20 protein-coding genes are annotated in these 20,574 nt (G+C 61.8%); 3 read left to right on the top strand and 17 right to left on the bottom strand.

Annotation, left to right across the window (positions count from 1 at the left end; translation table 11 throughout):
• Positions 1–176: 176 nt before the first annotated feature.
• Complete coding sequence (locus F3J20_RS22390) at positions 177–1,412, bottom strand: cytochrome P450 (RefSeq protein ID WP_167284533.1); 1,236 nt, start codon at positions 1,410–1,412, stop codon at positions 177–179.
• 400 nt (positions 1,413–1,812) lie between these two features.
• Here F3J20_RS22390 and serB point away from each other — a divergent pair, with 400 nt between their 5' ends.
• Positions 1,813–2,652: a phosphoserine phosphatase SerB gene (gene serB, locus F3J20_RS22395; protein ID WP_167038427.1), complete on the top strand. Its 840-nt coding sequence runs from the start codon at positions 1,813–1,815 to the stop codon at positions 2,650–2,652.
• A gap of 97 nt (positions 2,653–2,749) precedes the next feature.
• Here the strand turns inward: serB and F3J20_RS32440 are convergent, their stop codons facing one another.
• The 7 genes from F3J20_RS32440 to rimO form a co-directional block, all read right to left on the bottom strand.
• Positions 2,750–2,881 carry a hypothetical protein gene (locus tag F3J20_RS32440; RefSeq protein WP_275691476.1) on the bottom strand — a complete coding sequence of 44 codons (132 nt, stop codon included), beginning with the start codon at positions 2,879–2,881 and terminating at the stop codon, positions 2,750–2,752.
• A gap of 42 nt (positions 2,882–2,923) precedes the next feature.
• Positions 2,924–3,382 (bottom strand): hypothetical protein, encoded by a 459-nt coding sequence (locus tag F3J20_RS22400; protein WP_167038429.1) that lies wholly within the window; start codon positions 3,380–3,382, stop codon positions 2,924–2,926.
• A gap of 194 nt (positions 3,383–3,576) precedes the next feature.
• A complete protein-coding gene (locus tag F3J20_RS22405) occupies positions 3,577–4,761 on the bottom strand; it encodes a cystathionine beta-lyase (RefSeq protein WP_167284534.1) in 1,185 nt (394 codons plus the stop codon).
• Positions 4,762–4,981: 220 nt separating this feature from the next.
• On the bottom strand, positions 4,982–5,635 hold the full coding sequence (locus tag F3J20_RS22410; protein ID WP_167284535.1) for a hypothetical protein: 654 nt from the start codon (positions 5,633–5,635) through the stop codon (positions 4,982–4,984).
• A 102-nt stretch (positions 5,636–5,737) separates the two neighbouring features.
• Complete coding sequence (gene bktB / locus F3J20_RS22415; protein WP_167284536.1) at positions 5,738–6,922, bottom strand: beta-ketothiolase BktB; 1,185 nt, start codon at positions 6,920–6,922, stop codon at positions 5,738–5,740.
• Between the two features lie 142 nt (positions 6,923–7,064).
• Positions 7,065–8,006: a sugar kinase gene (locus F3J20_RS22420; RefSeq protein ID WP_167284537.1), complete on the bottom strand. Its 942-nt coding sequence runs from the start codon at positions 8,004–8,006 to the stop codon at positions 7,065–7,067.
• Positions 8,007–8,009: 3 nt separating this feature from the next.
• On the bottom strand, positions 8,010–9,383 hold the full coding sequence (gene rimO, locus F3J20_RS22425) for a 30S ribosomal protein S12 methylthiotransferase RimO (RefSeq protein ID WP_240162870.1): 1,374 nt from the start codon (positions 9,381–9,383) through the stop codon (positions 8,010–8,012).
• 13 nt (positions 9,384–9,396) lie between these two features.
• Here rimO and F3J20_RS22430 point away from each other — a divergent pair, with 13 nt between their 5' ends.
• Together F3J20_RS22430 and F3J20_RS22435 are read left to right on the top strand one after the other, a co-directional pair.
• On the top strand, positions 9,397–11,055 hold the full coding sequence (locus F3J20_RS22430) for a recombinase family protein (RefSeq protein ID WP_205299356.1): 1,659 nt from the start codon (positions 9,397–9,399) through the stop codon (positions 11,053–11,055).
• Positions 11,056–11,497: 442 nt separating this feature from the next.
• Positions 11,498–12,067: a serine acetyltransferase gene (locus F3J20_RS22435; protein WP_167284540.1), complete on the top strand. Its 570-nt coding sequence runs from the start codon at positions 11,498–11,500 to the stop codon at positions 12,065–12,067.
• A 43-nt stretch (positions 12,068–12,110) separates the two neighbouring features.
• Here the strand turns inward: F3J20_RS22435 and F3J20_RS22440 are convergent, their stop codons facing one another.
• From F3J20_RS22440 to F3J20_RS22480, 9 genes are all read right to left on the bottom strand, one after another.
• Positions 12,111–12,935 carry a patatin-like phospholipase family protein gene (locus F3J20_RS22440; protein ID WP_167284541.1) on the bottom strand — a complete coding sequence of 275 codons (825 nt, stop codon included), beginning with the start codon at positions 12,933–12,935 and terminating at the stop codon, positions 12,111–12,113.
• Entirely contained in the window at positions 12,932–13,408 is a 477-nt protein-coding gene (locus F3J20_RS22445) for a hypothetical protein (protein ID WP_167284542.1), read from the bottom strand. The genes F3J20_RS22440 and F3J20_RS22445 overlap by 4 nt, the downstream gene beginning before the upstream one ends.
• Positions 13,409–13,457: 49 nt before the next feature.
• A complete protein-coding gene (locus tag F3J20_RS22450) occupies positions 13,458–13,673 on the bottom strand; it encodes a hypothetical protein (RefSeq protein ID WP_167284543.1) in 216 nt (71 codons plus the stop codon).
• On the bottom strand, positions 13,670–14,014 hold the full coding sequence (locus F3J20_RS22455) for a hypothetical protein (protein WP_167284544.1): 345 nt from the start codon (positions 14,012–14,014) through the stop codon (positions 13,670–13,672). The genes F3J20_RS22450 and F3J20_RS22455 overlap by 4 nt, the downstream gene beginning before the upstream one ends.
• A 61-nt stretch (positions 14,015–14,075) precedes the next feature.
• Positions 14,076–14,516 (bottom strand): glycoside hydrolase family protein, encoded by a 441-nt coding sequence (locus F3J20_RS22460; RefSeq protein ID WP_167284545.1) that lies wholly within the window; start codon positions 14,514–14,516, stop codon positions 14,076–14,078.
• The gene (locus F3J20_RS22465; RefSeq protein WP_167284576.1) at positions 14,513–14,803 is read right to left on the bottom strand and encodes a phage holin family protein; all 291 of its coding nucleotides are present in this window, start codon (positions 14,801–14,803) and stop codon (positions 14,513–14,515) included. The genes F3J20_RS22460 and F3J20_RS22465 overlap by 4 nt, the downstream gene beginning before the upstream one ends.
• A 100-nt stretch (positions 14,804–14,903) precedes the next feature.
• The gene (locus F3J20_RS22470; protein ID WP_167284546.1) at positions 14,904–15,203 is read right to left on the bottom strand and encodes a hypothetical protein; all 300 of its coding nucleotides are present in this window, start codon (positions 15,201–15,203) and stop codon (positions 14,904–14,906) included.
• Positions 15,204–15,214: 11 nt separating this feature from the next.
• The gene (locus tag F3J20_RS22475; RefSeq protein ID WP_167284547.1) at positions 15,215–17,386 is read right to left on the bottom strand and encodes a hypothetical protein; all 2,172 of its coding nucleotides are present in this window, start codon (positions 17,384–17,386) and stop codon (positions 15,215–15,217) included.
• Between the two features lie 66 nt (positions 17,387–17,452).
• Positions 17,453–20,548, bottom strand: coding sequence for a host specificity factor TipJ family phage tail protein (locus tag F3J20_RS22480; RefSeq protein ID WP_167284548.1), 3,096 nt, complete (start codon positions 20,546–20,548; stop codon positions 17,453–17,455).
• Between the last annotated feature and the right edge of the window lie 26 nt (positions 20,549–20,574).

Here is a 20,574-nt window from a genome sequence, read left to right on the forward strand (position 1 = left end):
AAGCACCTGAAGCACCTGAAGCACCTGAAGCACCTGAAGCACCTGAAGCACCTGAAGCACCTGAAGCACGAGCGCGGCCGGTGTCCCGAAGTTCGCGTTCGAAGTCCTCTCACACCTGCTTGCCGACATTTCGCGGATTGCTCCGCGGCTCGCGCCCCGTCACGCCGCACCGCGCATCACGGCTCCAGTTCGACCGGCACCGCCGCGAAACCGCGAAACCGCACGCGCCCGCCGCGCGTCGGCACACCGTCGAGCCGATAGTCGGGAAAGCGCTGCACGAAGCGCCCGATCGCGATGCGCGCCTCGAGCCGCGCGAGCGACAAACCCGCACACTGGTGAATACCGAAGCCGAACGCGAGATGCCGGTTCGGGTCGCGGCGAATATCGAAGCGATCCGGTTCGGCAAACTGCTCGGGATCGCGATTGGCCGCGCCGATGCACAGCGTGACCGGCGTACCGCGCGCGACCGCGACGCCGCCGATTTCGGTGTCCGTGGTGCTCATACGGTTGCCGAGCTGGTTGGAACTCTCGAAGCGCAGGCACTCCTCGATCGCCGTATCGATCAGCGCCGGCTCGCGCAGCAACGCGGCGCGCGCGTCGGGCCATTCGGTCAGCGTGACGAGACCGTTGCCGATCAGGTTCGTGGTCGTCTCGTGCCCGGCGTTGAGAATGAAAATACAGTTCTGCAGCAACTCCGCTTCCGACAACTGTTCACCCGGTCCCTCGCCCTGAATCAGCCGCGTCAGCACATCGTGCTGCGGATCGCCCGGCTCGCGGCGGCGTCGCGCGACGAGTCCGCGCAGATAGTCGACGAACTCGCTGACCGCGCGGTTGCCGCGCTCGAACTGCGCCTCGCTCAGCGACGGTTCGAGCGCGCCGAGTATCGCGAGCGACCAGTCGCGCAGCGGCGCGCGTTCGGCATGCGGCACGTCGAGCAGATTGCCGATGATCTCGACCGGAATCGCCGAGGCGAACTCGCCGATCAGATCGATGCGCCCGCGCTGCGCGGCCGCATCGAGCAAGCTGTCGACGAGCCGGATCAGCCCCGGCTCCATCGCCGCGATCGCGCGCGCGGTCAATGCGCCGGCGATCAGCTTGCGCACCCGCGTATGACGCGGCGGATCGTTGAACACGAGACTCGTCGTGTGATGCGCATAGAGCGGCGAATCGCCGTACTTCGGGCGGAACTCGACGGTCTTGTCGGAGCTGAAGATCTTCGGATCGCGGTAGACCGCCTGCACGTCGCGAAAGCGCGTCAGAAAGAGCGAACCGTCCGGCATGCGCTTGACCGGCTCGCAAGTGCGTAGCGCGTGGTAGACCAGATAGGGATCGGCATAAAACGCCGGGCTCAGATGGCGCAGATCGAAGTCGCGGGCAAGAGAGGCTGCGTCGCGGGCGGTCGCCTGGGTCATGCGTTGTCTCCGTGAAGGCGTCTTGTTGCGCCCCGGTTGATGCGGCTCGCACCGATACGTCGCGATATTGCGTTGTGCGTCGCGATTCGTGGTGACTCGTCAGGATTCGTCGCGATTCATCGCAATTCGTCAATACACCGCCGCGATCCTGGTCCGACTGGTTGCAGCGGCTTCGTGCGCCAATCGCCGCACGTCGCGATTCGCTTTCGCCCTGACACAACGTGCAGTCGCTTCGGTGCATGCGCTCGATGCGCCAGTATGAACCGCGCGCTACCAGATTGCACGCCGGCCGGACTGCCGCATGCGACGGCGCCGCGCGCGGAACCGCTACAATAGCGGGATTTTCCGCGCGCGCCGCGCGTCCACTGATTCGTCCATCTATTCGCGTCACCGGTCGTCCATGAACCTCGTCATTCAAAGCACCGCGCCCTTCTCCGCCGACCACCACAAAACGCTCGTCGCGCTCGCGCGCGGCTCGCAGGCTACCATCGTCGACACGCACGCCATTCGTATCGCCAATGCGCACCTTTCTCAGCGCGCCGACATCGAGGTGTATTGTCAGACACATCGGCTCGATTACGCGTTCGTCGACGCCGGCCGCGCGTTGCGCGACTTCGGCCTCGTCGCGATGGACATGGACTCGACGCTGATTACGATCGAATGCATCGACGAAATCGCCGACTTCTGCGGGCTCAAGGCCGAGGTCGCGGCCATTACCGAGGCATCGATGCGCGGCGAGATCAAGGACTTCAACGAAAGCCTGACGCGCCGCGTCGCTCTGCTGAAAGGGCTCGACGCGAGCGCGCTCGAACGTGTTTACGAGGAGCGGCTGCAACTGTCGCCGGGCGCCGAAACGATGCTTGCCGGCGCGAAGCAGGCTGGTCTGAAAACGCTGCTCGTCTCGGGCGGCTTCACGTTCTTCACCGAAAAACTCAAGGCACGCCTCGGCCTCGATTTCACGCGCGCGAACACGCTGGAAATCGTCGATGGCAAGCTGACCGGCAAGGTGCTCGGCGAGATCGTCAATGCCGACGTCAAGGCGCGCACGCTGCGCGAGACCTGCGCGACGCTCGGCATCGAACCGTCCCGCGCGATTGCGATGGGCGACGGCTCGAACGACCTGAAGATGATGGCCGAAGCGGGACTCTCCGTTGCGTTCCGCGCGAAGCCGGTGGTGCGCGAAGCCGCGAGCGTGTCGTTCAATTGGGTTGGGCTGGATGGCTTGCTGCGGCTGTTTTGAGGCGGATGCGTTGAGGCTGTGTTTGGGGTTGCATTGCGGTTGCGGTAGCGCGTCGGGACACCAGCCACCGCGCTAACAAGCCGGGCAGGCCACAGGGTTATCTGCTGAAGGTGCCGGGCAGGAACGCCACAAACATGACGATGGAAATCAGGATGCTGACGATCAGCCCTCCTTTTACGATGCGCTCATGATTTTTGTCCGATCCCAAGGACAAGATAAATTGCTTCATCAGTTCCTCCACAAGAAGGAATCAGTATAAACGCTGCACTATCTAAAAAAAGTGATTCAAGTGCATGTAAAGGAATGCGAATAGAAGCGCCGCCAGCCAGGTCATGGCAATCGATGCGCCTATCGCGACACGCGAGAATGTGCCATCCGCATGCGCCCTCTGCGCGTGCCCCTTCGTTGTGCCCGAACCGTCGTGCCGCGCCTTGAGCAAGCTCGACGTCACAACCATGGAACCCACGAACGCCAGCCCGCAAAACCCGACAATCCCGAGCGCAAGCAGCGACGTTTCCCGACTGTCCTGCTCCAATGCCGCCACCGCCTCGTAGATCGCGGCGGCACACAATCCAATCGCACACCAGAACAGTTGCCCGTCCTTCACCGACGCCGCAATCAATCGCCACGAAACGCGCCAGCCATACGCGGGCGCGACGAGCGCAAGCGTGAAGAGCGGACCCGCGATCGGCACGGCAAGATTCAGCAACATCCAGAAGAAAAGATTCATCGAACCTCACGCGCGCCGCAATCGTTGATCGGAATGCACATCATCGTAGCGGCGCCGCAAGGCGTCGGCCATTCGGCCGAATGGTCAGGCTTGCTGTCCCGTTCGAGCGAGTCTGCGCGAATAAAAAAACCCGCCGGGAAAGATATCCCGGCGGGTTTCTCAAGCGTAGCCGCGGCGAATCAATCCCTGGCGCGTCAAGCCAGCGCCGCAAGACTCTGTTCGATGTCCGCGCGCAAATCCGCTTCTTCCTCGAGGCCGATATAGAAGCGCACCAGCGTGCCGCGATGCGGCCATTGCGCCGCCGTGCGCATCGACACGATGTCGTACGGCATCGCGAGACTATGCGCGCCGCCCCAGCTCCAGCCGAGCGAAAAGAGTTCGAGCGACTCGCAGAACGTGTCGATCCGCGCCGCGCTGTAGCGTTCGTCGAACACGACCGAGAACAGGCCGCCCGCGCCCGTGAAATCGCGCTTGAACGCCTCGTGCCCCGGACAATCGGCGAACGCGGGATGCAGCACCGCTGCGATTTCCGGCCGGCTCTTCAGCCACGTGGCGATCGCGAGCGCCGCGCGGTCATGCTGCGCGAAACGCAGTTGCATGCTCGGCAAGCTGCGCAGAATCAGCGAGCAGTCGTCGGACGAAACGCCGATGCCCATGCGCATGCGCGCCGCCTTCAGCTTCAGGTGCAGTTCGCGCTCGCGTGTGATCGTCGCGCCCATCAGCACGTCGCCGCCGCCCGACTGGTACTTCGTCAGGGCCTGCACCGAGATGTCGACGCCGTGATCGAACGGCCGGAAGGCGAGCCCCGCGGACCACGTGTTGTCGATCGCGGTGACGACGTTGCGCGCGCGCGCCGCCGCCGTGATGGCCGGCACGTCGGGCACTTCCATCGTCACCGAGCCGGGCGCCTCGATCCAGATCAGGCGCGTGTTCGGCTGGATCAGACCGGCGATGCCCGCGCCGATCAGCGGATCGTAGTAGCGCGCCGTCACGCCGAAATCGCGCGCGAGCCAGTCGCCGTGATCGCGGTTCGGCGAATAGACGTTGTCGGGAATCAGCACGTCGTCGCCGGCCTTCAAGAGACCGAAGTACACGTTCGAAATCGACGACAACCCCGACGGCTGCAACAGCGCATGATTGCCACCCTCGATCGCGGCGAGCCGCTGCGCGAGCGCGATCTGCGTCGGCGTCGCGTGCAGGCCGTAGCGCCATTGCTCGTCGTTTTTCCAGTCGAGAGCGCGCATCGTCGCGAGATCGGGAAACACCACCGTCGACGCTCGCGTGACCGGCGTCGAGAACGACTCGAAGCCCGGCGTGATACGGTCCTCGGCGCGCACCGTGCGGGTTTGCAGACCGCGTTTGAGTTTGGATTGGGTCATGGTGAAGTTCGGTGAGAAAACGGGGAATGCCGGGTCAATGCGACGGCCGCGCCGTTGCGTGCGGTGCGTCGGCTACGCGAGCCCGGACACGCCAAGCGGCTCGCGTCGGACGCGCGATGCGAGCAACGTGCGCGGGGTGAGCGGCCGAGGCGGCCCGAGTAGCCTACGCGACATAGGCTGCCTATACCGCACACGTCCGGCAACAGGGCCAACGGCAACATCAATCGCCGGTTTGCAGGTTGCTGACGCCGCCGACCGCATGACCACCCGCAGCCGGCGCGGGCGCACCGTTCGCCGCAGGCTGCGGCACGGTAGCCGGCTTCGGCGCGGCTGCATTGGCTACACCCGCCGCCCCCGCCACCGGCACCGCCTGCCCCACCGCCAGCGGCTTCAGATCGAACGGCTGCGGATCGGAATCGTCGACATTCATGCGCTCGCCTTCGAGCGCCCCATCCGCGCCGAACTTGCCGACCCAGTTGCCGGTGATATGCGTGCCGTCGTTCGACTCCTCGACTTCGAGCGTGTCATCGGTGCGGTCGCCGGCGATCAGGATCACCTCGCCGGTATCGCCGTACTGATACTCGCCGTGCACGCCGGACGGATCGTCGGTCTTCGGGCCGAGCCGCAGCACGATCGGACGCTTGCCGAGCGTGCCGGCATAACGCGGAAACTTCGCGAACTCCGGGCTCGGTTTGAGCGGCAACGAGATCGGCGGCGGCGCCGCCAATGCCTTGACCGCATCGCTTTCCGCCCATGCCTGCGACGGCATCCACAGCACCGTGCCCGCACACAGCAGCGCGGCTACGGCCGCGATCACCCTCGCGCGTTGCCGCGGCGCGCGTCTTGCCGTGCGCGCCGCGCTATCCCTCGACATGCTCGCTGGCGAGCCCTGCGTCGCTTTCGATTCCCGCATCCTTTTCACCCTTGTTGCCTGATCCTGCTTCCTACCCTGCCGGCGACGGCGTGCCGCTCGACCTCAGAGACGCTCGAAGATCGCCGCGATCCCCTGCCCGCCGCCGATGCACATCGTGACGAGCGCATAGCGCCCGCCGATACGCTGCAATTCATACAACGCCTTGACGGTAATCAACGCACCGGTCGCGCCGATCGGATGGCCGAGCGAAATGCCCGAGCCGTTCGGATTGACCCTGGCCGGATCGAATCCGAGCTCCTTGCTGACCGCGCAGGCCTGCGCGGCGAACGCCTCGTTGGCCTCGATCACGTCGAGATCGGCGACGGTAAGGCCCGCGCGTTCGAGCGCCTTGCGGCTCGCCGGCACCGGCCCGATGCCCATATACGCCGGATCGACGCCCGCATGCGCATACGACACCAGCCGCGCCAGCGGCTTCACGCCGCGCTTCTCGGCGATGCCACGCTCCATCAGCACGACGGCGGCGGCCGCGTCGTTGATGCCCGACGCGTTGCCGGCCGTCACCGTGCCGTTTTCCTTTGCGAACACCGGCTTCAGCTTCGCGAAGTCTTCCGCCAATGCGTTCATGCGCGTGTGCTCGTCGGTGTCGAACACGACGTCGCCCTTCCTCGAGGGAATCGTGATCGGCAGGATCTGTTCCCTGAAGTAGCCGTTCGTGATCGCGTGCGCCGCGCGGCGGTGCGATTCGAGCGCAAGCGCGTCCTGCGCGTCGCGCGAGATGTCGTACTGGCGCGCGACGTTCTCGGCCGTCACGCCCATATGGATCGACTGGAACGGATCGTTGAGCGCGCCGACCATCATGTCGACGAGGCGCGCGTCGCCCATGCGCTGCCCGAAGCGCGCGGCCGGCATCGAGTACGGCGCGCGGCTCATGTTCTCCGCGCCGCCGCCGATTGCGATGTCGGCGTCGCCGAGCAGCACGCTTTGCGCGGCCGAGACGATCGCCTGCAGGCCCGAGCCGCACAGGCGGTTCACGGTCAGCGCGGGCGTATGCTGCGCGACGCCGCCGTTGAGCGCCGCGACGCGCGCGAGATACATGTCCTTCGCCTCGGTGTGCACGACATTGCCGAACACGACGTGCCCCACTTCGTCGCCCGACACGCTCGCACGTTCAAGCACCTCGCGCACGACGCGCGCGCCGAGATCGGTCGGCGCAAAGTCCTTGAGGCTGCCGCCGAACGCGCCGATTGCCGTGCGCACGCCGCTTACCACCACTACGTCCCGTTGCATCGCTCGCTCCTGTTCCGGTCTCTTCGAATGATTCTGCTGCCTCGCTTGTCGCCTCGCTTACTGCCTCGCTTGCGGCATCAGGTGCCGCCTGCCGCGCGACGCCGCACATGGCGCTCGCGGCCCCCCCGCGGCTTCGTGATGCTCAACCCGCCAGCAGCTTCTCCACCGCCTCACGCGACGGAATCGGCGCGACCGCGCCATAACCTTGCGTCGACAACGCCGCGGCGACGTTCGCATAACGCGCGGCGGCAAACGCATCGTCGCCGGCGACGATGCGCGCGATGAACGCGCCGCCGAAGCAGTCGCCCGCGCCGGTCGCATCGACCGCATTGACGACGTGCCCCGGCACGACGCGCCGCTCGTTCGGCGTCGCGATATACGAGCCGTCCTTGCCGAGCTTCAGCGCAACGACGCTTGGCCCGTGCGACAGCAGGAAATCGACGATCTCGTCGCGGCCCGTCAGGCCCGTGAGTTCGGTCACGTCATCCCAGCTCGGCAGGCAGATGTCGGTCTGACGGATCGCCTCGAGCATCACCGCGCGCGCCCGCGCGAGCGGCCACAGCTTCAGGCGCAGATTCGTGTCGAAGCTCACGCGCGCACCGTTCGCGCGCGCATATGCGATCGCCTCGAGCGCGGCATCGCAGGCGCTCACGCTGATCGCGAGACTGATGCCGGACAGATGCACGACCTTGGCCGCCGCAAGCGCCTCGCGCGGCAGATCGGCCGGCGCATAGCGGCTCGCCGCCGAGCCCGCGCGCAGATAGTCGAACGCGTGGCCGTTCGGACCGTGGGACACGAAATAGACGCCGGTCGGCGCCTGCGGATCGACGCGCACGCACGAGGTATCGACCTGCTCGCGCTGCCACAGATCGACGAGCAGGCGCCCGAAGTGATCGGCACCGACCGCCGACACGAAGCCGGTCTTCGCGCCCTGGCGCGACGCTGCGATGCAGAAGTTCGAGGTGTCGCCGCCGAAGCCTTGCAGATAGTTCGGCTGATCCTTCGCCGACTGGTTGAATTCGATCATCGCCTCGCCGAGCGCGAGGATCTCCGGTGTCCGATTTGCCGCCATGTTTGCCGTCATCGCTCAGACCTCGCCCCACAGATCGTGACCGTCGGCGCCGGTGATCTTCACGGAGACGAAATCGCCGACCTTGTAGCGCTTCGACGCCTTGGTGGTCGGCGCGATATAGACGACGCCGTCGATTTCCGGCGCATCCGCCGCGGTACGGCCGATGCCGCCGTCGGCGTTGATTTCGTCGACGAGCACCTTCAGCGTCTTGCCGACCTTCTTCGCGATGCGTTTGGCCGACACCTGCTCGGCCACTTCCATGAAGCGCGCGCGGCGCTCCTCGCGCACCTCGTCGGGCAGCGCGCCGTCGAGCTCGTTGGCGCTCGCGCCTTCGACCGGCGAGTAGGCAAAGCAGCCCACGCGGTCGAGCTCCGCCTCGCGGATGAAATCGAGCAGCGTCTCGAACTGCGCCTCGGTCTCGCCGGGGAAGCCCGCGATAAACGTGCTGCGGATAGTCAGGTCCGGGCAGATTTCGCGCCATGCCTTAACGCGCTCCATGACCTTCTCGGCATTGGCCGGACGCTTCATGCGCTTCAACACTTCGGGATGCGCGTGCTGGAACGGCACGTCGAGATACGGCAGCACGTGGCCCTTGTACGGACCTTCGGCCATCATCGGAATCACTTCGTCGACGCTCGGGTACGGATACACGTAATGCAGACGCACCCACGCGCCGTATTGCGCGGCGAGTTCGCCGAGCGCGCCGACGAGGTCGGTCATGCGCGTCTTGATCGGCTTGCCGTTCCAGAAGCCGGTGCGATATTTGACGTCGACGCCATAGGCGCTCGTGTCCTGCGAGATGACGAGCAGTTCCTTGACGCCGGACTTGAACAGGTTTTCCGCTTCGAGCATGACCTCGGCGACCGGGCGCGACACGAGATCGCCGCGCATCGACGGGATGATGCAGAACGTGCAGCGGTGGTTGCAGCCCTCGGAAATCTTCAGGTAGGCGTAGTGGCGCGGCGTGAGCTTGACGCCCGCGGCCGGCACGAGATCGACGAACGGATCGTGCGGCTTCGGCAGATGGTTGTGGACCGCCTGCATCACTTCGCCGACCGCGTGCGGACCGGTCACGGCCAGCACCTTCGGATGCACTTCCTCGATCAGCCCCGAGCCGCTCGCGCTCTTTTTCGCGCCAAGGCAGCCGGTCACGATGACCTTGCCGTTTTCGCTAAGCGCTTCGCCGATCGCGTCGAGGCTTTCCTGCACGGCTTCGTCGATGAAACCGCAGGTGTTGACGACCACGAGATCCGCGCCGTCGTAGGTGCCGGAGATTTCATAACCTTCGGCGCGCAGCTGGGTGATGATCTGCTCGGAATCGACGAGGGCTTTGGGGCACCCGAGGGATACTATACCTATACGCGGGTTTGCGGCAGAATTCGGGGACATTTTGAGAGAGGCCATGGCAACAAAGGCGAGAGTTTACAGCTATTTGCGGTTCAGCGACCCAAAACAAGCGGCCGGCGGCAGTATCGACCGTCAAGTTGAATACGCGAACCGCTGGGCCGCTGAGCACCAAATGGAGCTTGATGCGACCCTATCTCTCCGAGACGAAGGGTTGTCAGCGTACCACCAGCGCCACGTTAAGCAAGGCGCATTGGGTGTCTTCCTACGCGCGGTGGAAGACGGTCAGGTGCCCTCTGGCTCGGTACTGGTCGTCGAGGGCCTTGATCGACTGAGCCGTGCAGAGCCAATCCAGGCGCAAGCGCAACTCGCCCAGATCGTCAACGCAGGAATTACTGTCGTGACCGCAAGCGACGGGAGAGCCTATAACCGCGAGCGGCTGAAGGCGCAGCCGATGGACCTCGTATACAGCCTACTCGTGATGATTCGCGCGCACGAGGAGTCCGACACAAAGAGTAAGCGTGTCAAGGCTTCGATTCGCAGGCAGTGTCAGGCATGGATTGCCGGCACCTCGCGGACGCCGATCCGGGTCGGCAAAGACCCGCAGTGGGTGCGCCCAGCAGCTACCGGCGGCTTCGAACTGATCCCCGAGCGGGCCGAGGCAGTGAAACTGGTGATCTCGATGTTTCGAGACGGGCACGGCGCCGTGCGAACGCTTCGGGCACTCGTTGATCGCGGCCTACAAATCGGTTCATCCGGGCAGACTCAAGCGTCCCATATATATAAGGTGCTGGCTAACCGGATGCTCCTTGGCGAAAAATCGGTCGAGCTCGATGGCGAAACATATCGCCTGGAAAGTTACTATCCGGCCATTCTTTCTCCAACCGAGTTCGCTGATCTGCGCTATCTAGCTGACCAGCGGCACCGCCGCAAGGGCAAAGGTGAAATACCAGGCGTTGTTACCGGGCTGGGAATCACCTACTGCGGCTACTGCGGGGCGCCCATCGCGGCCCAGAACCTTATGAGCCGAAAACGCATGCCTGACGGACGGCCAGCACCGGGCCATCGACGTTTGCACTGCGTGACGTACAGCACCAGTAAGGGATGCCGGGAAAGCGGCAGTTGCAGTGTCGTGCCCGTCGAAAACGCGGTAATGCTCTTTTGTGCTGATCAGATCAATCTGACGCGCCTGCTCGAAGGCGACGACGGTGCCAGTTCGCTTTCAGCGCAACTCACTGGCGCACGGCAGCGAATAGCAGACATTGAGACAAAGATTCAGCGAGCAACCGACGCGCTGCTCTCCGATGAAGGCGACGCGCCCGTAGCTTTGATCCGCAGGCTGCGCGACATGGAAGCGCAGATGGAGATCGAAAAGCGAGAAGCGGAAACGATTGAAAACCAGCTCGCAGCATTGAACACTACCGAAGCGCCGGCAGCGGCAGATGCTTGGGCTACTCTTGTGAAGGGCGTTGAAAGCTTGGACTACGACGCGAGAATGAAGGCGCGACAACTGGTCGCCGACACGTTCTCACGTATCGTAATCTCAATGTCCGGCTTTTCGCCGGACGCAGATGAAGGACTAATTGGCGTAACACTTGTGGCCAAACGTGGCAGCACACGAATGCTGCTCATCAACCGCAAGACAGGCGATTGGCATGCGGCCGAGGAAATCGACCTCAACGGCGCTGCCGATCAGAATCTGCCACTTCCTGGCTGACCGACGCGCCGTAGCAACAAGACAGGGACTACGCGAGAGACACCAAAGCGGTGGCATATGAAGAAGAGGGTCGGCGCGACCGCAGAAGACTCGAAAATCCCGAATCGCTACCGAGGCCCTGACAAAATTGGGGTTTGCAGGAATTCCATTTTCTTTGTAGCACCAAGCGCCACGCTGGACAGCTAAGCAAACTCACTTTTCCTGCTTCCCATTCAGAAGCCGTATTGATTTCGCATAATGTGGCTTACGAATTCGTAACGACGTAGCATAACGTTACGGGAACGTTATAGGTCAGGCAACAATGCCTACGGCCGTCTAATTGAATAAACAGATGGATTTGTATTGGCACGCTTCTCGCTATCATTCCAAGCTAGAAACTTACAGCATCACGGAAATCGAAAAGCGACTGCCCCCTCGAATATCTGATTGTTAAAACATAAAAATGCTCGGACGACTTTTGGCGGCGCCATTTGGATCAATCTGGAATCTCAAAACGATTTGCTATCGCCGTCGCAACGGCTTTTCTTCAAAGCTGGCGAGACTTGTCTACCAGCTTTATCAGTACGAGAACAACAGTTCCGTGGCGTGGAACTCATCGTTCGCTGGCGAGCCATGTTTTCCTCATGGAATGAAGAGCATATTCATATCTGGCGATGCAAAAATCGGGCAAAACTGCGTGATTTTTCAGCAGGTGACGATCGGCTCAATCACCCTTTCTGGGTCTGCGCGCAATGGCGCTCCGACCATCGGCAATAACGTCTATATAGGCGCTGGCGCCAAGATTGTGGGCAACGTGGTCATCGGAAACAACGTTCGAATCGGCGCTAATGCGGTTGTCCACAGGGATGTTCCCGACAATTCGGTTGTTGTCGCGGGCGAGCAGAAAGTGATCCAGAAGAACAGCGCGCTTGATAACAGATATTTCTCGTCTGTTGGAGGGCAGCGGATGTACTTCGACAATGGGAAATGGATTCCATGCCCAAGCCAGGAGCGGCTGCAGAAGACCGCATGAGTGACGAACCGCTGGCCCACTACGAGCAGGCCAGCGGCGCTAGTCAAGCAACAACTGGCAGCGAGAGGCGCGCAAGTGCGTTTGCCGTACTGACATACCCATCATCGTATAAACGCCCGCGCGTCGCCGGCGCCATATTCCGGTCGAACGAACTCGCGTATCCGGTCGGCACGCGCACAATCGTCGCCCCGCCCTGCTCCGCGAGATCGTTATGCGCGCCCTCGTTCGCGGCCAGCATCAGGTCGATCACGCGCGGCAGCAGCGCCGCCGGCCCATATCGCCTGCCAGCCGGCAAAGGCTCATCGTCGGACACGAGATAAATGCCAATACGCGGCACGTCGTCGACCGTCAGCCGGCTCGCGGGCACGTTGTTGCACGTCCCGCCGTCGACCAGCAGCGCACCTGACGACTCGACCGGCGGAAAGACCAACGGAATTGACGCGCTCGCCCGGGCAGCGACTGCGATCGGCACGTCGGGCGTAAATACCGCGCTGAACGCAAATTCCCGCTCGGTCAGCAGATCGGCCGCCACGATCTTGAGGTCGACGTCGAGCTGCGCGAACGTGCGACCACGAGTCGCCTCGGTCAGATAGTCGAGCAGCGCGTCGCCCGAACACAGCGCCTGGTGCCGAATCAGGCCCCACCCCGAAAACCGCATCATCGGAGACCAGTCGAGCATCATGCAGAGCTCGTGCATGTCGGACAGGCTCATTCCGCTGGCGTACAGCGCCGAGACGATCGAGCCGCCGGATGTGCCGGCCAGCTCGATCACCTCAAACCCCGCATCCGCAATCGCCTGAAGTGCCCCCAGATGCGCGGCGAGCCGGAAACCCGACCCGCTTAGCGCGACACGGAGTGGCCGCCTCATTGCGATGCCGCCGTCGCTGACGCGGCCGATACCGCGGATGCAGGCAATGCCGCAGCCACCGTCGACAACGAGGACCCATGCGCGGTCAGCCAGTTCGACAGGGCGAGCTGTGCGGCGCCCAATGCCACGCGGATTGCGGCCTGGGTCGCACCATCGAGAGGCAGGAGTGATACAGCAGCGAGCGCCTGCGGAATGATCGTGTCCACCAGGCTTTGCACGTTCGTCGGATCGAGCGTCGCCACCGCGTCGCATAGCTTGCCATTGTCCTTCGTGAGCAATGCGAGATTGGGGTCGGCCGGGATCATCGCCGTGAGATCGAGCAGCGCCGGTTGCACGACGCCGCACGCCTTCGTCACCTTCGCTTTTGCAGTCGCGGCAAGGAATGCCACGTCGGCCTGCTGAGCCGGCGTGCAGCCAGCGAAAGAAATTGCGCACAGGACAATACCTGCCGCGAGCAGCATGAGCTTTTTCATAAAGTACCTTTGAGGTTGAGTGCCGCGAACGCGGCGATGGACTACGAGGCTAGAACTTCCACTTCGCACCGGCCTTGACCTTCACGCCGGCATTGGACTTCGAGACAGATAGTGAAAGCCGCGTCGACGGCAGAATCTCCGCGTACGCGACGCAGCACGACACGTCATCTGTGTTGGGGTTGAGGATTGGCAGAACCTGCACGTGTTCGATGAGCGTGCAGCCAGCCAGCGAGGCAACCAGGAAGGCCGACAGGAGGCGTGTCACTGCAACGTCGGCGCGGCTGCGGCCGGTGCTGCTGGCGGTGCAGGCGCTTCACTGGGAGAAGCGCCTGCAACCAGCGAGACGGGCAGCGGAGCCGTCAGTGTTGACGCGGCCTCGCCGGGAACCGGGAGAGCGTCCAGCGCTGGCGGCCGCGACACGGCCGATTGATGGCCGAAGAAAGCGGCAATGAGCCCAACGACGATCGTAATCAGTGCGCCGATCTGGTTGATCAACGGGTCGATCGGGGTTTTGCCAAACCACGCAAAAAAAGCCCACAACAGCATCAGGAGCAAAACGATTGCAGCCCCGATCGCACCCACGACAATTTTCTGCCTGACGGTCATTCAACGATCCTCCAATAAAAAAGGCCGCTCATGGCGGCCCGGTTGAACTGCGAATATGGATTCAAGCGCCCGGGCTGCCGCTCGACACGCCGGTGAGCATCATCTGCGCGAGTCGTTGTGCGCGCTCGCCGACCTGCTTTGCCCAGACGCTATCGAGCATTTCATCCGATGCGGCCGACCAGTTGCCCTGCCTCGCCGCAGCAAGAAATTTCGGGAAGCCGAGTAGCCGCGAACTCATGTTGAACGCCATATTCATCATGACGCGCTGACGCACATCGTCCAGGCCGCGCCACCATGTGAGACTCCTGTCGAGAAATGCTTCGCTTTCGGCAATGTCGTTCTGATACATCAGATCGATCTCGTTATCCCTGAAGCCGTTGTCCGTGAGATTCCGGCCGATTCCCCCGCTCACCTTGCCGACCGTATCGGTGTAAATGCGCGACCGCCGATCCTCATCGCGCGTCAGTTCTGCCTTCAGCCGGACAGCGTCATATGTGCTCATGCGTCACCCTTTCCGATAATCGCCTTCGCGCGCTTGCGAAAAAGCAGTTCGATGTATTGAGAGCCAACGATGCCAAGCGCACTGCCGATCCCCATCAGCGAGAGTGGATCGAGGTTCGGTATCTGCACGAGCGCGACACCGGCCACCGTCGAAGTAGCCGAGCCGAGTACCGCGCGACCCAGTATCAGCCGAAACGTCGGCGTTTCGCTGCTGACAAGTAACTTTGCGATTCCAATCAGTGCGCCCATGACCAGTAGCTCCAGAAAGGTTTTTTCGTGCTCCTGCATCCGTTTCCCCCAAATAAAAAAGCCACCATAAGGCGGCTTTCTGAAAATTCTCACGCGTCATGTCGATCAGACGCGATTCCCGTTTATCCATCGACAGCATTCAAGACGGCTGTCCTACCTCCAATACGTCGACGGCCCCTGCAAAGTCGGGCAACGACTTCAGATGGGTATAAGCCTGTTCATACGCGTTTGCACCTGCCATGTCGTACGGTACATCCGCATATGTGGTCGCTGCACCGTCCAGGGAATTATTCCAATCGCCGGCCGCGTCCTGCGAAGCGAACGCCCACACCCCAAACGACATGGTCTTCTTCGTGAGATCAAACTGGGGACACACGACACGAAGGTATGCATCCGGCAAATTGATCGTCTTATAGATAATCGTCTTTTTTAGAGCCATAGTTTCCTCACTCAGGATTGAGCGCCAACAACCGCGCCGTCTGTGTCACTGCTCGGTGAGCCGTTTTTAATCCGCAGCCGCCCGGATGAGTCGATCCATAGGTAGTACCCCCCCAGCCGCATAGGGAGGCTGTTCCAGACGCCGTCGCCGATCTGCGGGATGCCATTTGCACCGCTAAAAGATATGGAGGCTGCCTTTCCATTCATGGTCAGGCGTAGATCGCCATTCGTGCCGGTATTGTCTAGAAACCACTGCGTGACGCTGGCCGTTTGCCACGTTATGCGCGTGAGGGCCGCAGTACTGGATCGATTGAAATTAAGGAATGCAGTATCGTTAAACGTAACTGCGGCTGCGTTGCCCACGTGCTGAACCCGTGCGGCGCGATCGCGAAACAGCATGCCGAAGTTGATTCCGCTGTTGTTGACAACGAGCGTTTGCACGCTCGCACCGATATAGCCGGAACCCGCCGCGTCACAATCTTCGATCACGATGAGATTTCCGGAGTCAGTTACGCTCAATACAGTGACAAGCTGCCAACCGACTCCATTCTTTGGCGTTCCGATTGTCGTAGGAAAACAATGCGCCAGCCTCAAATAGCGAAACTGATTGTTTAGCAACACACCCCGAGCGCACGAATTGAAGCTACTGGACTCAATTGTGTGCATGGTACCGCCTACGGAATAGACGCCTACATCAAGCGCTTCGAATTGCACCCCTTGCCATTTCGTCGAATGAGTGTGACCCATGACAAAGCCAAGAGTCCCGTGGACGATTGTATCGCCGGCATTAACTGCGATCGGCCGGTCGAGCGTAATCGTCGTACCAGCCACCGACTTAACAAACGCGTAGCTGGCGGACGCGCTGTTCTGCCCTACGACCACGCATCGATTCGGCGCGAAGTTGGTCGCATTGGCTACCGTTATGGTGTTTCCATTCGACGACGCCGCCGCGGTCGTGTTCGCGTACTGATCGTTACCCGACGAAACATAGCCTCCACCTTGCGCGCCGAGCACCTTCCCGGACACGAACTGGAGATTGTTGCTGCCAGAAACATTGCCGAGGAAAAATGCACCCGCGAGAGAGCAGTAAAACCAGGTGCAATGATCAAAAATATTCGTGTCCGACTGCTGTCCATCCGGGATTTCTATCGCACACCCGAGGACGCCCCACCATGAACAGTGACTAAATCGAGACTCAAACGTATCGGTTTTAACAAAGTCGCACTTGAGTGCGCCACGTGCGCCGTTCGTTATCGCTGACGAGACGAAGTCGACATTCACAAAGCTCATGCGCAGCGAGTGCGTGGCCTGAATAAGAAAGGGAGCACCATCTGAGCGCGTCACCGTATTGCGAAATTGAAGGCTTTCGAACTGGTTGCCCCAGACCACGGTTCCGGCGTTCGGATCGCCCTGATAGATCGAAATCATCGGGTCTGTTGGACTGCTATTCGCAATCAATGTCGCTACGTTGCCTTTCCCTCTCCAACGGATTCCCGCCTTCGTCATGACGATGTTGCTTACATAAAAGATGCCGGGTCCAAATTCGATCACGCCCCCCGAGTCGCTTACGTCATAGCCGCCCAGTGTTTCGAGATAGTTGATCGCGGCTTGCACAGCGGCTGAGCAGTCCTGGCCAGAAACTGCACCAAAGTCTGCGACATCAACATTCTGGCGCTCCTTGTCCTGCATCGTCATGGCGATGGCTCCGGCGCCGTTCTGCTTCCATCCCACTAATGCACCCCCCCCGGGAGCCGCGAGATCGGCAACAGCCACACCCTGAATCAGCCTGAACTTCGCGGCTTCGAATACACCACTGGTCACGAAGGGAAGATCGCCCTGATTCGGCGCATAAGTCAGGCCGGCGTATGAGACGGTTTGCGTTGCCGCTGTCATCGGAATACCAGCCGCATAGGGGACGGGCACCGCATATCCAATGCTTGCCCGCACCGCCGTGGCCGCCGCCTCCATCGTGGCCATCGACTCGTTACCATCAGCCACATATGCAGCAATAGCAGCCGCCCCGTCCGTCGCGAAGTCGTTCGCCACTTTCGCATACGTCGGAACCTCGCCATTGTCCGTCTGGACCATGCTGCCATCGCCTGTCGCAGGCCCGTGAATTGCGTCATGTAACAGATCGGCATCGACCGAGATTCGGTCAATCTTCTGTACGGTGGTAAGTGTCATGCCTGGATTCCCGATAGAAATAAAAAAAGCCGCGATTACGCAGCCGTCGTCTCTTCTGTTTGCTGGTTATGCCGGGCCACCGCCGTCACCAGCACCTCCACCACTGCCCGGCGGCGTCGCTACAACTGGCGTGCCCGGAGACGTGCCGCCCCATGCGTTATAGGCATATGCCGTGTAGGTTTGGCCGTCCTGCGGCACGGAGCAACTGTAGTAGGAGCCGTCGTAGGCAACACTCCCATCCGGACCGATCACGCGGTAACCGGCGAGATTCGGGTAATCCGCGACGCTCATATTCAAAGTAACTGTGTCGCCAGCCTCCGTGCCGAACACCGCTACGGTTGGCGCCGGGGGCGCCACGCTCGCGACGGTGATCGAAGCCGGGTTGCCGAGCCCCGCAATGTTCCCTGCGGTCACCCTGATGTCGAACGAGGAAGCGACGGCTCCATACTGCTTCGCCTGATCGAGAGACCACGTGAAGTTTTGCGCGGTGATCGTTGCCTCGTACTTGATGACGCCGCCGACCACCACGTCGACATTGAAGTAATCGACGTCCTGCAGGCGCTGGATTTCGATCGACAGATCGTTTCCGGAGAACGGCTCGCGCAACGTGAGCACGGGGGGCGCCGGCGGATACTTGAACTCGTCTATCGTGCCCGTCCATATTGCAAACGGGCCAGCCAGACCACTCGCACCAAAAGCACGCACCCGAAACTCCCACGCTCCCAACGCGGTTTGCACCGTCAGCACGTTGCTCGATGACGTGCCGAGCGTCACCCATGTACTGCCGCCGTCGAGACTTCCCTGAAATTCGTAGGTGACCGCGCCTGCAGCCGGGGACGCCGTAACCGACACATATCCGGGCGTGATCTTCGAATCCGCCGTTACCTCGGCAATGACCGGTGCGTGGATGATGCCGGGCAACGTCGACGGCGAAACAGGCCCCGGCGGCGACTGCTGCGTTTCCGCGAGGTGCGGGCTATCGGCTGCGTTGACGAAAACCAGATCAACCTGGTTCGTATCGCTCGGCGTCACCGAGATCAATCGGACATCCTGCATCGCACGATCGATCGATGGCCCAAACGCGAAGCGCGTTGCTTCCGACGAAAAGCCATCGCTGAAATAGAAATCGTCCGGCAAAGGATCGACAAGTTGCATGATCATACCGTCGTCGGCCGCAGGTTGTGTCACACGTATCGCAGTTGTAGGCGAGCCATTCGGCAACACAAAATAGACGTAGTGCTGCGCTCCGGCCGTCCATTCGAGCTGCTGATCGACCATCACTACACCGTCGATCTCGCCGTCGACCGTGCCGGATATCCCCCACTGCGGCAGATCGTGTGACACGCCCACGAGATCGCCGTAGCGGGGAATGAAGCCCTCAAGCTCGGTGGAAATCGACACCTGTTTTCGCTGGTCCCGATTCGCGTATGCTCGATAGATTCCGATCTGCCATGCCTGCAACCGCTTCGTGACACCGACTATCTTGAGCGTGCTCGGCGTCAGCGCCGACGAGCCGGTCGGAATGCATGCGACGTCCTGCCACGACCACGTATCCTCGTCCATGTACTGCACGACGACGTGGTCGGGCGTGTCGGCCGCATAAAACGCGTAATCGATCGACAACGAGCCCGGCAGGATGTTGTCCGGCGTAAATACAGCCGTGCGCACGGTCTTGATCTCGTCGCGCACGAGGCTTACCACGCTCGCCAGATACATCGGAATGGCGCGACCGACTGCGGCTATCGTCGTGAGCGCATCCCAGAAAGTACCTTTGGAATCAAATACGCCATTGAACCCGTCGCCGCGGGCCGACCAGACCGCGTCGAGTTCGAGCAGCGTTTCCAGATCGATGCGCCTGTCGGCAAGTCCGGCACCGTACGTCGTGTTCCGGCACGCGTCTGCAAAAGCCCAGGCGATTGATTGGGTAGGCTGCGGGTCGCTCCATGACACGCCGTTCCATACTGGCAGCTTGCGAGTGCCGATCACGTTGACGTCATGCGCGGTCGAATTGTTCAGGTTGTTCGTTGCGCGCGCCCGCATTGCGAGCAGGGTGCAATCACCGTAATAGCGCTCGCTCGGCAGATACGCCCGCATCGCCACCCATTGCACGCGATTCTGCGCACGGGTATCCGAATTCAGGTCCGTAGTGCGGCGCATGCGCACCTCATAACGAGCAGACGGCACTGAATACCGGTAGCTCATCTGCTGTGGTTGTGCGGTCGCCATGCGCAATTCACGCAGATCGAGTTCGATCCAGTCACCGACCGCATTGCCGCTATCGTCTATCGGGCGAGCCTGCGCTTCGAACGTCAACGCGATGGAGCCGAGCGAGCCATCGTCGTTGGCATAGAACAGCCCGGAAGGCAGCGTCAGGTCCAGACCGATGAAATTCGCGGTTGTGCCGGCCAGATTGGCCGTATATGGGCCGACCCAGTCACCACTATCGTTCGGCGCCTGCAGCTCGACGCCCGCGACCTCGGTGCTCGTTACGACATTGTCCGGAAACAGCGTAACGGGCTGATTGGGTCCGACGATTTCATACTCGATTTCGCTGAAGTTCGCGATCGAGGTATCGCCGATGAGGATCGACTCGATCTCGATTTCGCCCTGCGTGATGCAGAACAATTCATACAGATACTGATCATTGCCCGCATATTCACTATAAGGTTGCGAGGCAAGGTCGGGCGTGACTTTCATGCGGCCATACACGACCGGCATCGCATCAAGCAGCCGTGCAGTATTGCCGCCGCCCTGCAAACCATACGTCGGGCTTGCTGACGTGCCCGTGACGGATGGATCGACCTTCGCGGCCGGCACAATGGCGTTCACCAGCATCGAACCAGCCACTGTAACCGCGAGACTTGCAGCTGCACCGGCTGCCGCACCCGCTGCAGTAGCAGCGCCGCCATATGCCGCAGCGGCCGCACCACCGGTATAAATCGAAGCAATTGCTACCGCGATCAGAAGGACTGCCTGCAGCGGATTTGATCCGCCGCCATTCCCGGCCACCGGCATCATTACTACGACCGCGCCGTGCGGAATTGACGTATCCCACTGCGCGCGCAACCAGTAGTCACCGTCGACATTTACCACCATGCGCTGGCTGTCGATACGCTCCGCATCGAACCATTCCAGCACAGTCATCGGCCGCTCGATCTGCACGACCCGACGATCGAGCGCATGGCAAA

The sequence above is a fragment of the Paraburkholderia sp. Cy-641 genome (assembly GCF_011752945.1).
Classification (GTDB): domain Bacteria; phylum Pseudomonadota; class Gammaproteobacteria; order Burkholderiales; family Burkholderiaceae; genus Paraburkholderia.

Bases quoted from the DNA above. Each gene is read 5' to 3' on its own strand.
- bktB (WP_167284536.1), bottom strand. From the start codon at position 6,922: ATGCAACGGGACGTAGTGGTGGTAAGCGGCGTGCGCACGGCAATCGGC.
- F3J20_RS22405 (WP_167284534.1), bottom strand. From the start codon at position 4,761: ATGACCCAATCCAAACTCAAACGCGGTCTGCAAACCCGCACGGTGCGC.
- F3J20_RS22455 (WP_167284544.1), bottom strand. From the start codon at position 14,014: ATGACCGTCAGGCAGAAAATTGTCGTGGGTGCGATCGGGGCTGCAATC.
- F3J20_RS22420 (WP_167284537.1), bottom strand. From the start codon at position 8,006: ATGACGGCAAACATGGCGGCAAATCGGACACCGGAGATCCTCGCGCTC.
- F3J20_RS22400 (WP_167038429.1), bottom strand. From the start codon at position 3,382: ATGAATCTTTTCTTCTGGATGTTGCTGAATCTTGCCGTGCCGATCGCG.
- F3J20_RS32440 (WP_275691476.1), bottom strand. From the start codon at position 2,881: ATGAAGCAATTTATCTTGTCCTTGGGATCGGACAAAAATCATGAGCGC.
- F3J20_RS22410 (WP_167284535.1), bottom strand. From the start codon at position 5,635: ATGTCGAGGGATAGCGCGGCGCGCACGGCAAGACGCGCGCCGCGGCAA.
- F3J20_RS22435 (WP_167284540.1), top strand. From the start codon at position 11,498: ATGCTCGGACGACTTTTGGCGGCGCCATTTGGATCAATCTGGAATCTC.
- F3J20_RS22470 (WP_167284546.1), bottom strand. From the start codon at position 15,203: ATGGCTCTAAAAAAGACGATTATCTATAAGACGATCAATTTGCCGGAT.
- serB (WP_167038427.1), top strand. From the start codon at position 1,813: ATGAACCTCGTCATTCAAAGCACCGCGCCCTTCTCCGCCGACCACCAC.
- F3J20_RS22465 (WP_167284576.1), bottom strand. From the start codon at position 14,803: ATGCAGGAGCACGAAAAAACCTTTCTGGAGCTACTGGTCATGGGCGCA.
- F3J20_RS22390 (WP_167284533.1), bottom strand. From the start codon at position 1,412: ATGACCCAGGCGACCGCCCGCGACGCAGCCTCTCTTGCCCGCGACTTC.
- rimO (WP_240162870.1), bottom strand. From the start codon at position 9,383: ATGTCCCCGAATTCTGCCGCAAACCCGCGTATAGGTATAGTATCCCTC.
- F3J20_RS22445 (WP_167284542.1), bottom strand. From the start codon at position 13,408: ATGAAAAAGCTCATGCTGCTCGCGGCAGGTATTGTCCTGTGCGCAATT.
- F3J20_RS22475 (WP_167284547.1), bottom strand. From the start codon at position 17,386: ATGACACTTACCACCGTACAGAAGATTGACCGAATCTCGGTCGATGCC.
- F3J20_RS22460 (WP_167284545.1), bottom strand. From the start codon at position 14,516: ATGAGCACATATGACGCTGTCCGGCTGAAGGCAGAACTGACGCGCGAT.
- F3J20_RS22440 (WP_167284541.1), bottom strand. From the start codon at position 12,935: ATGAGGCGGCCACTCCGTGTCGCGCTAAGCGGGTCGGGTTTCCGGCTC.
- F3J20_RS22430 (WP_205299356.1), top strand. From the start codon at position 9,397: ATGGCAACAAAGGCGAGAGTTTACAGCTATTTGCGGTTCAGCGACCCA.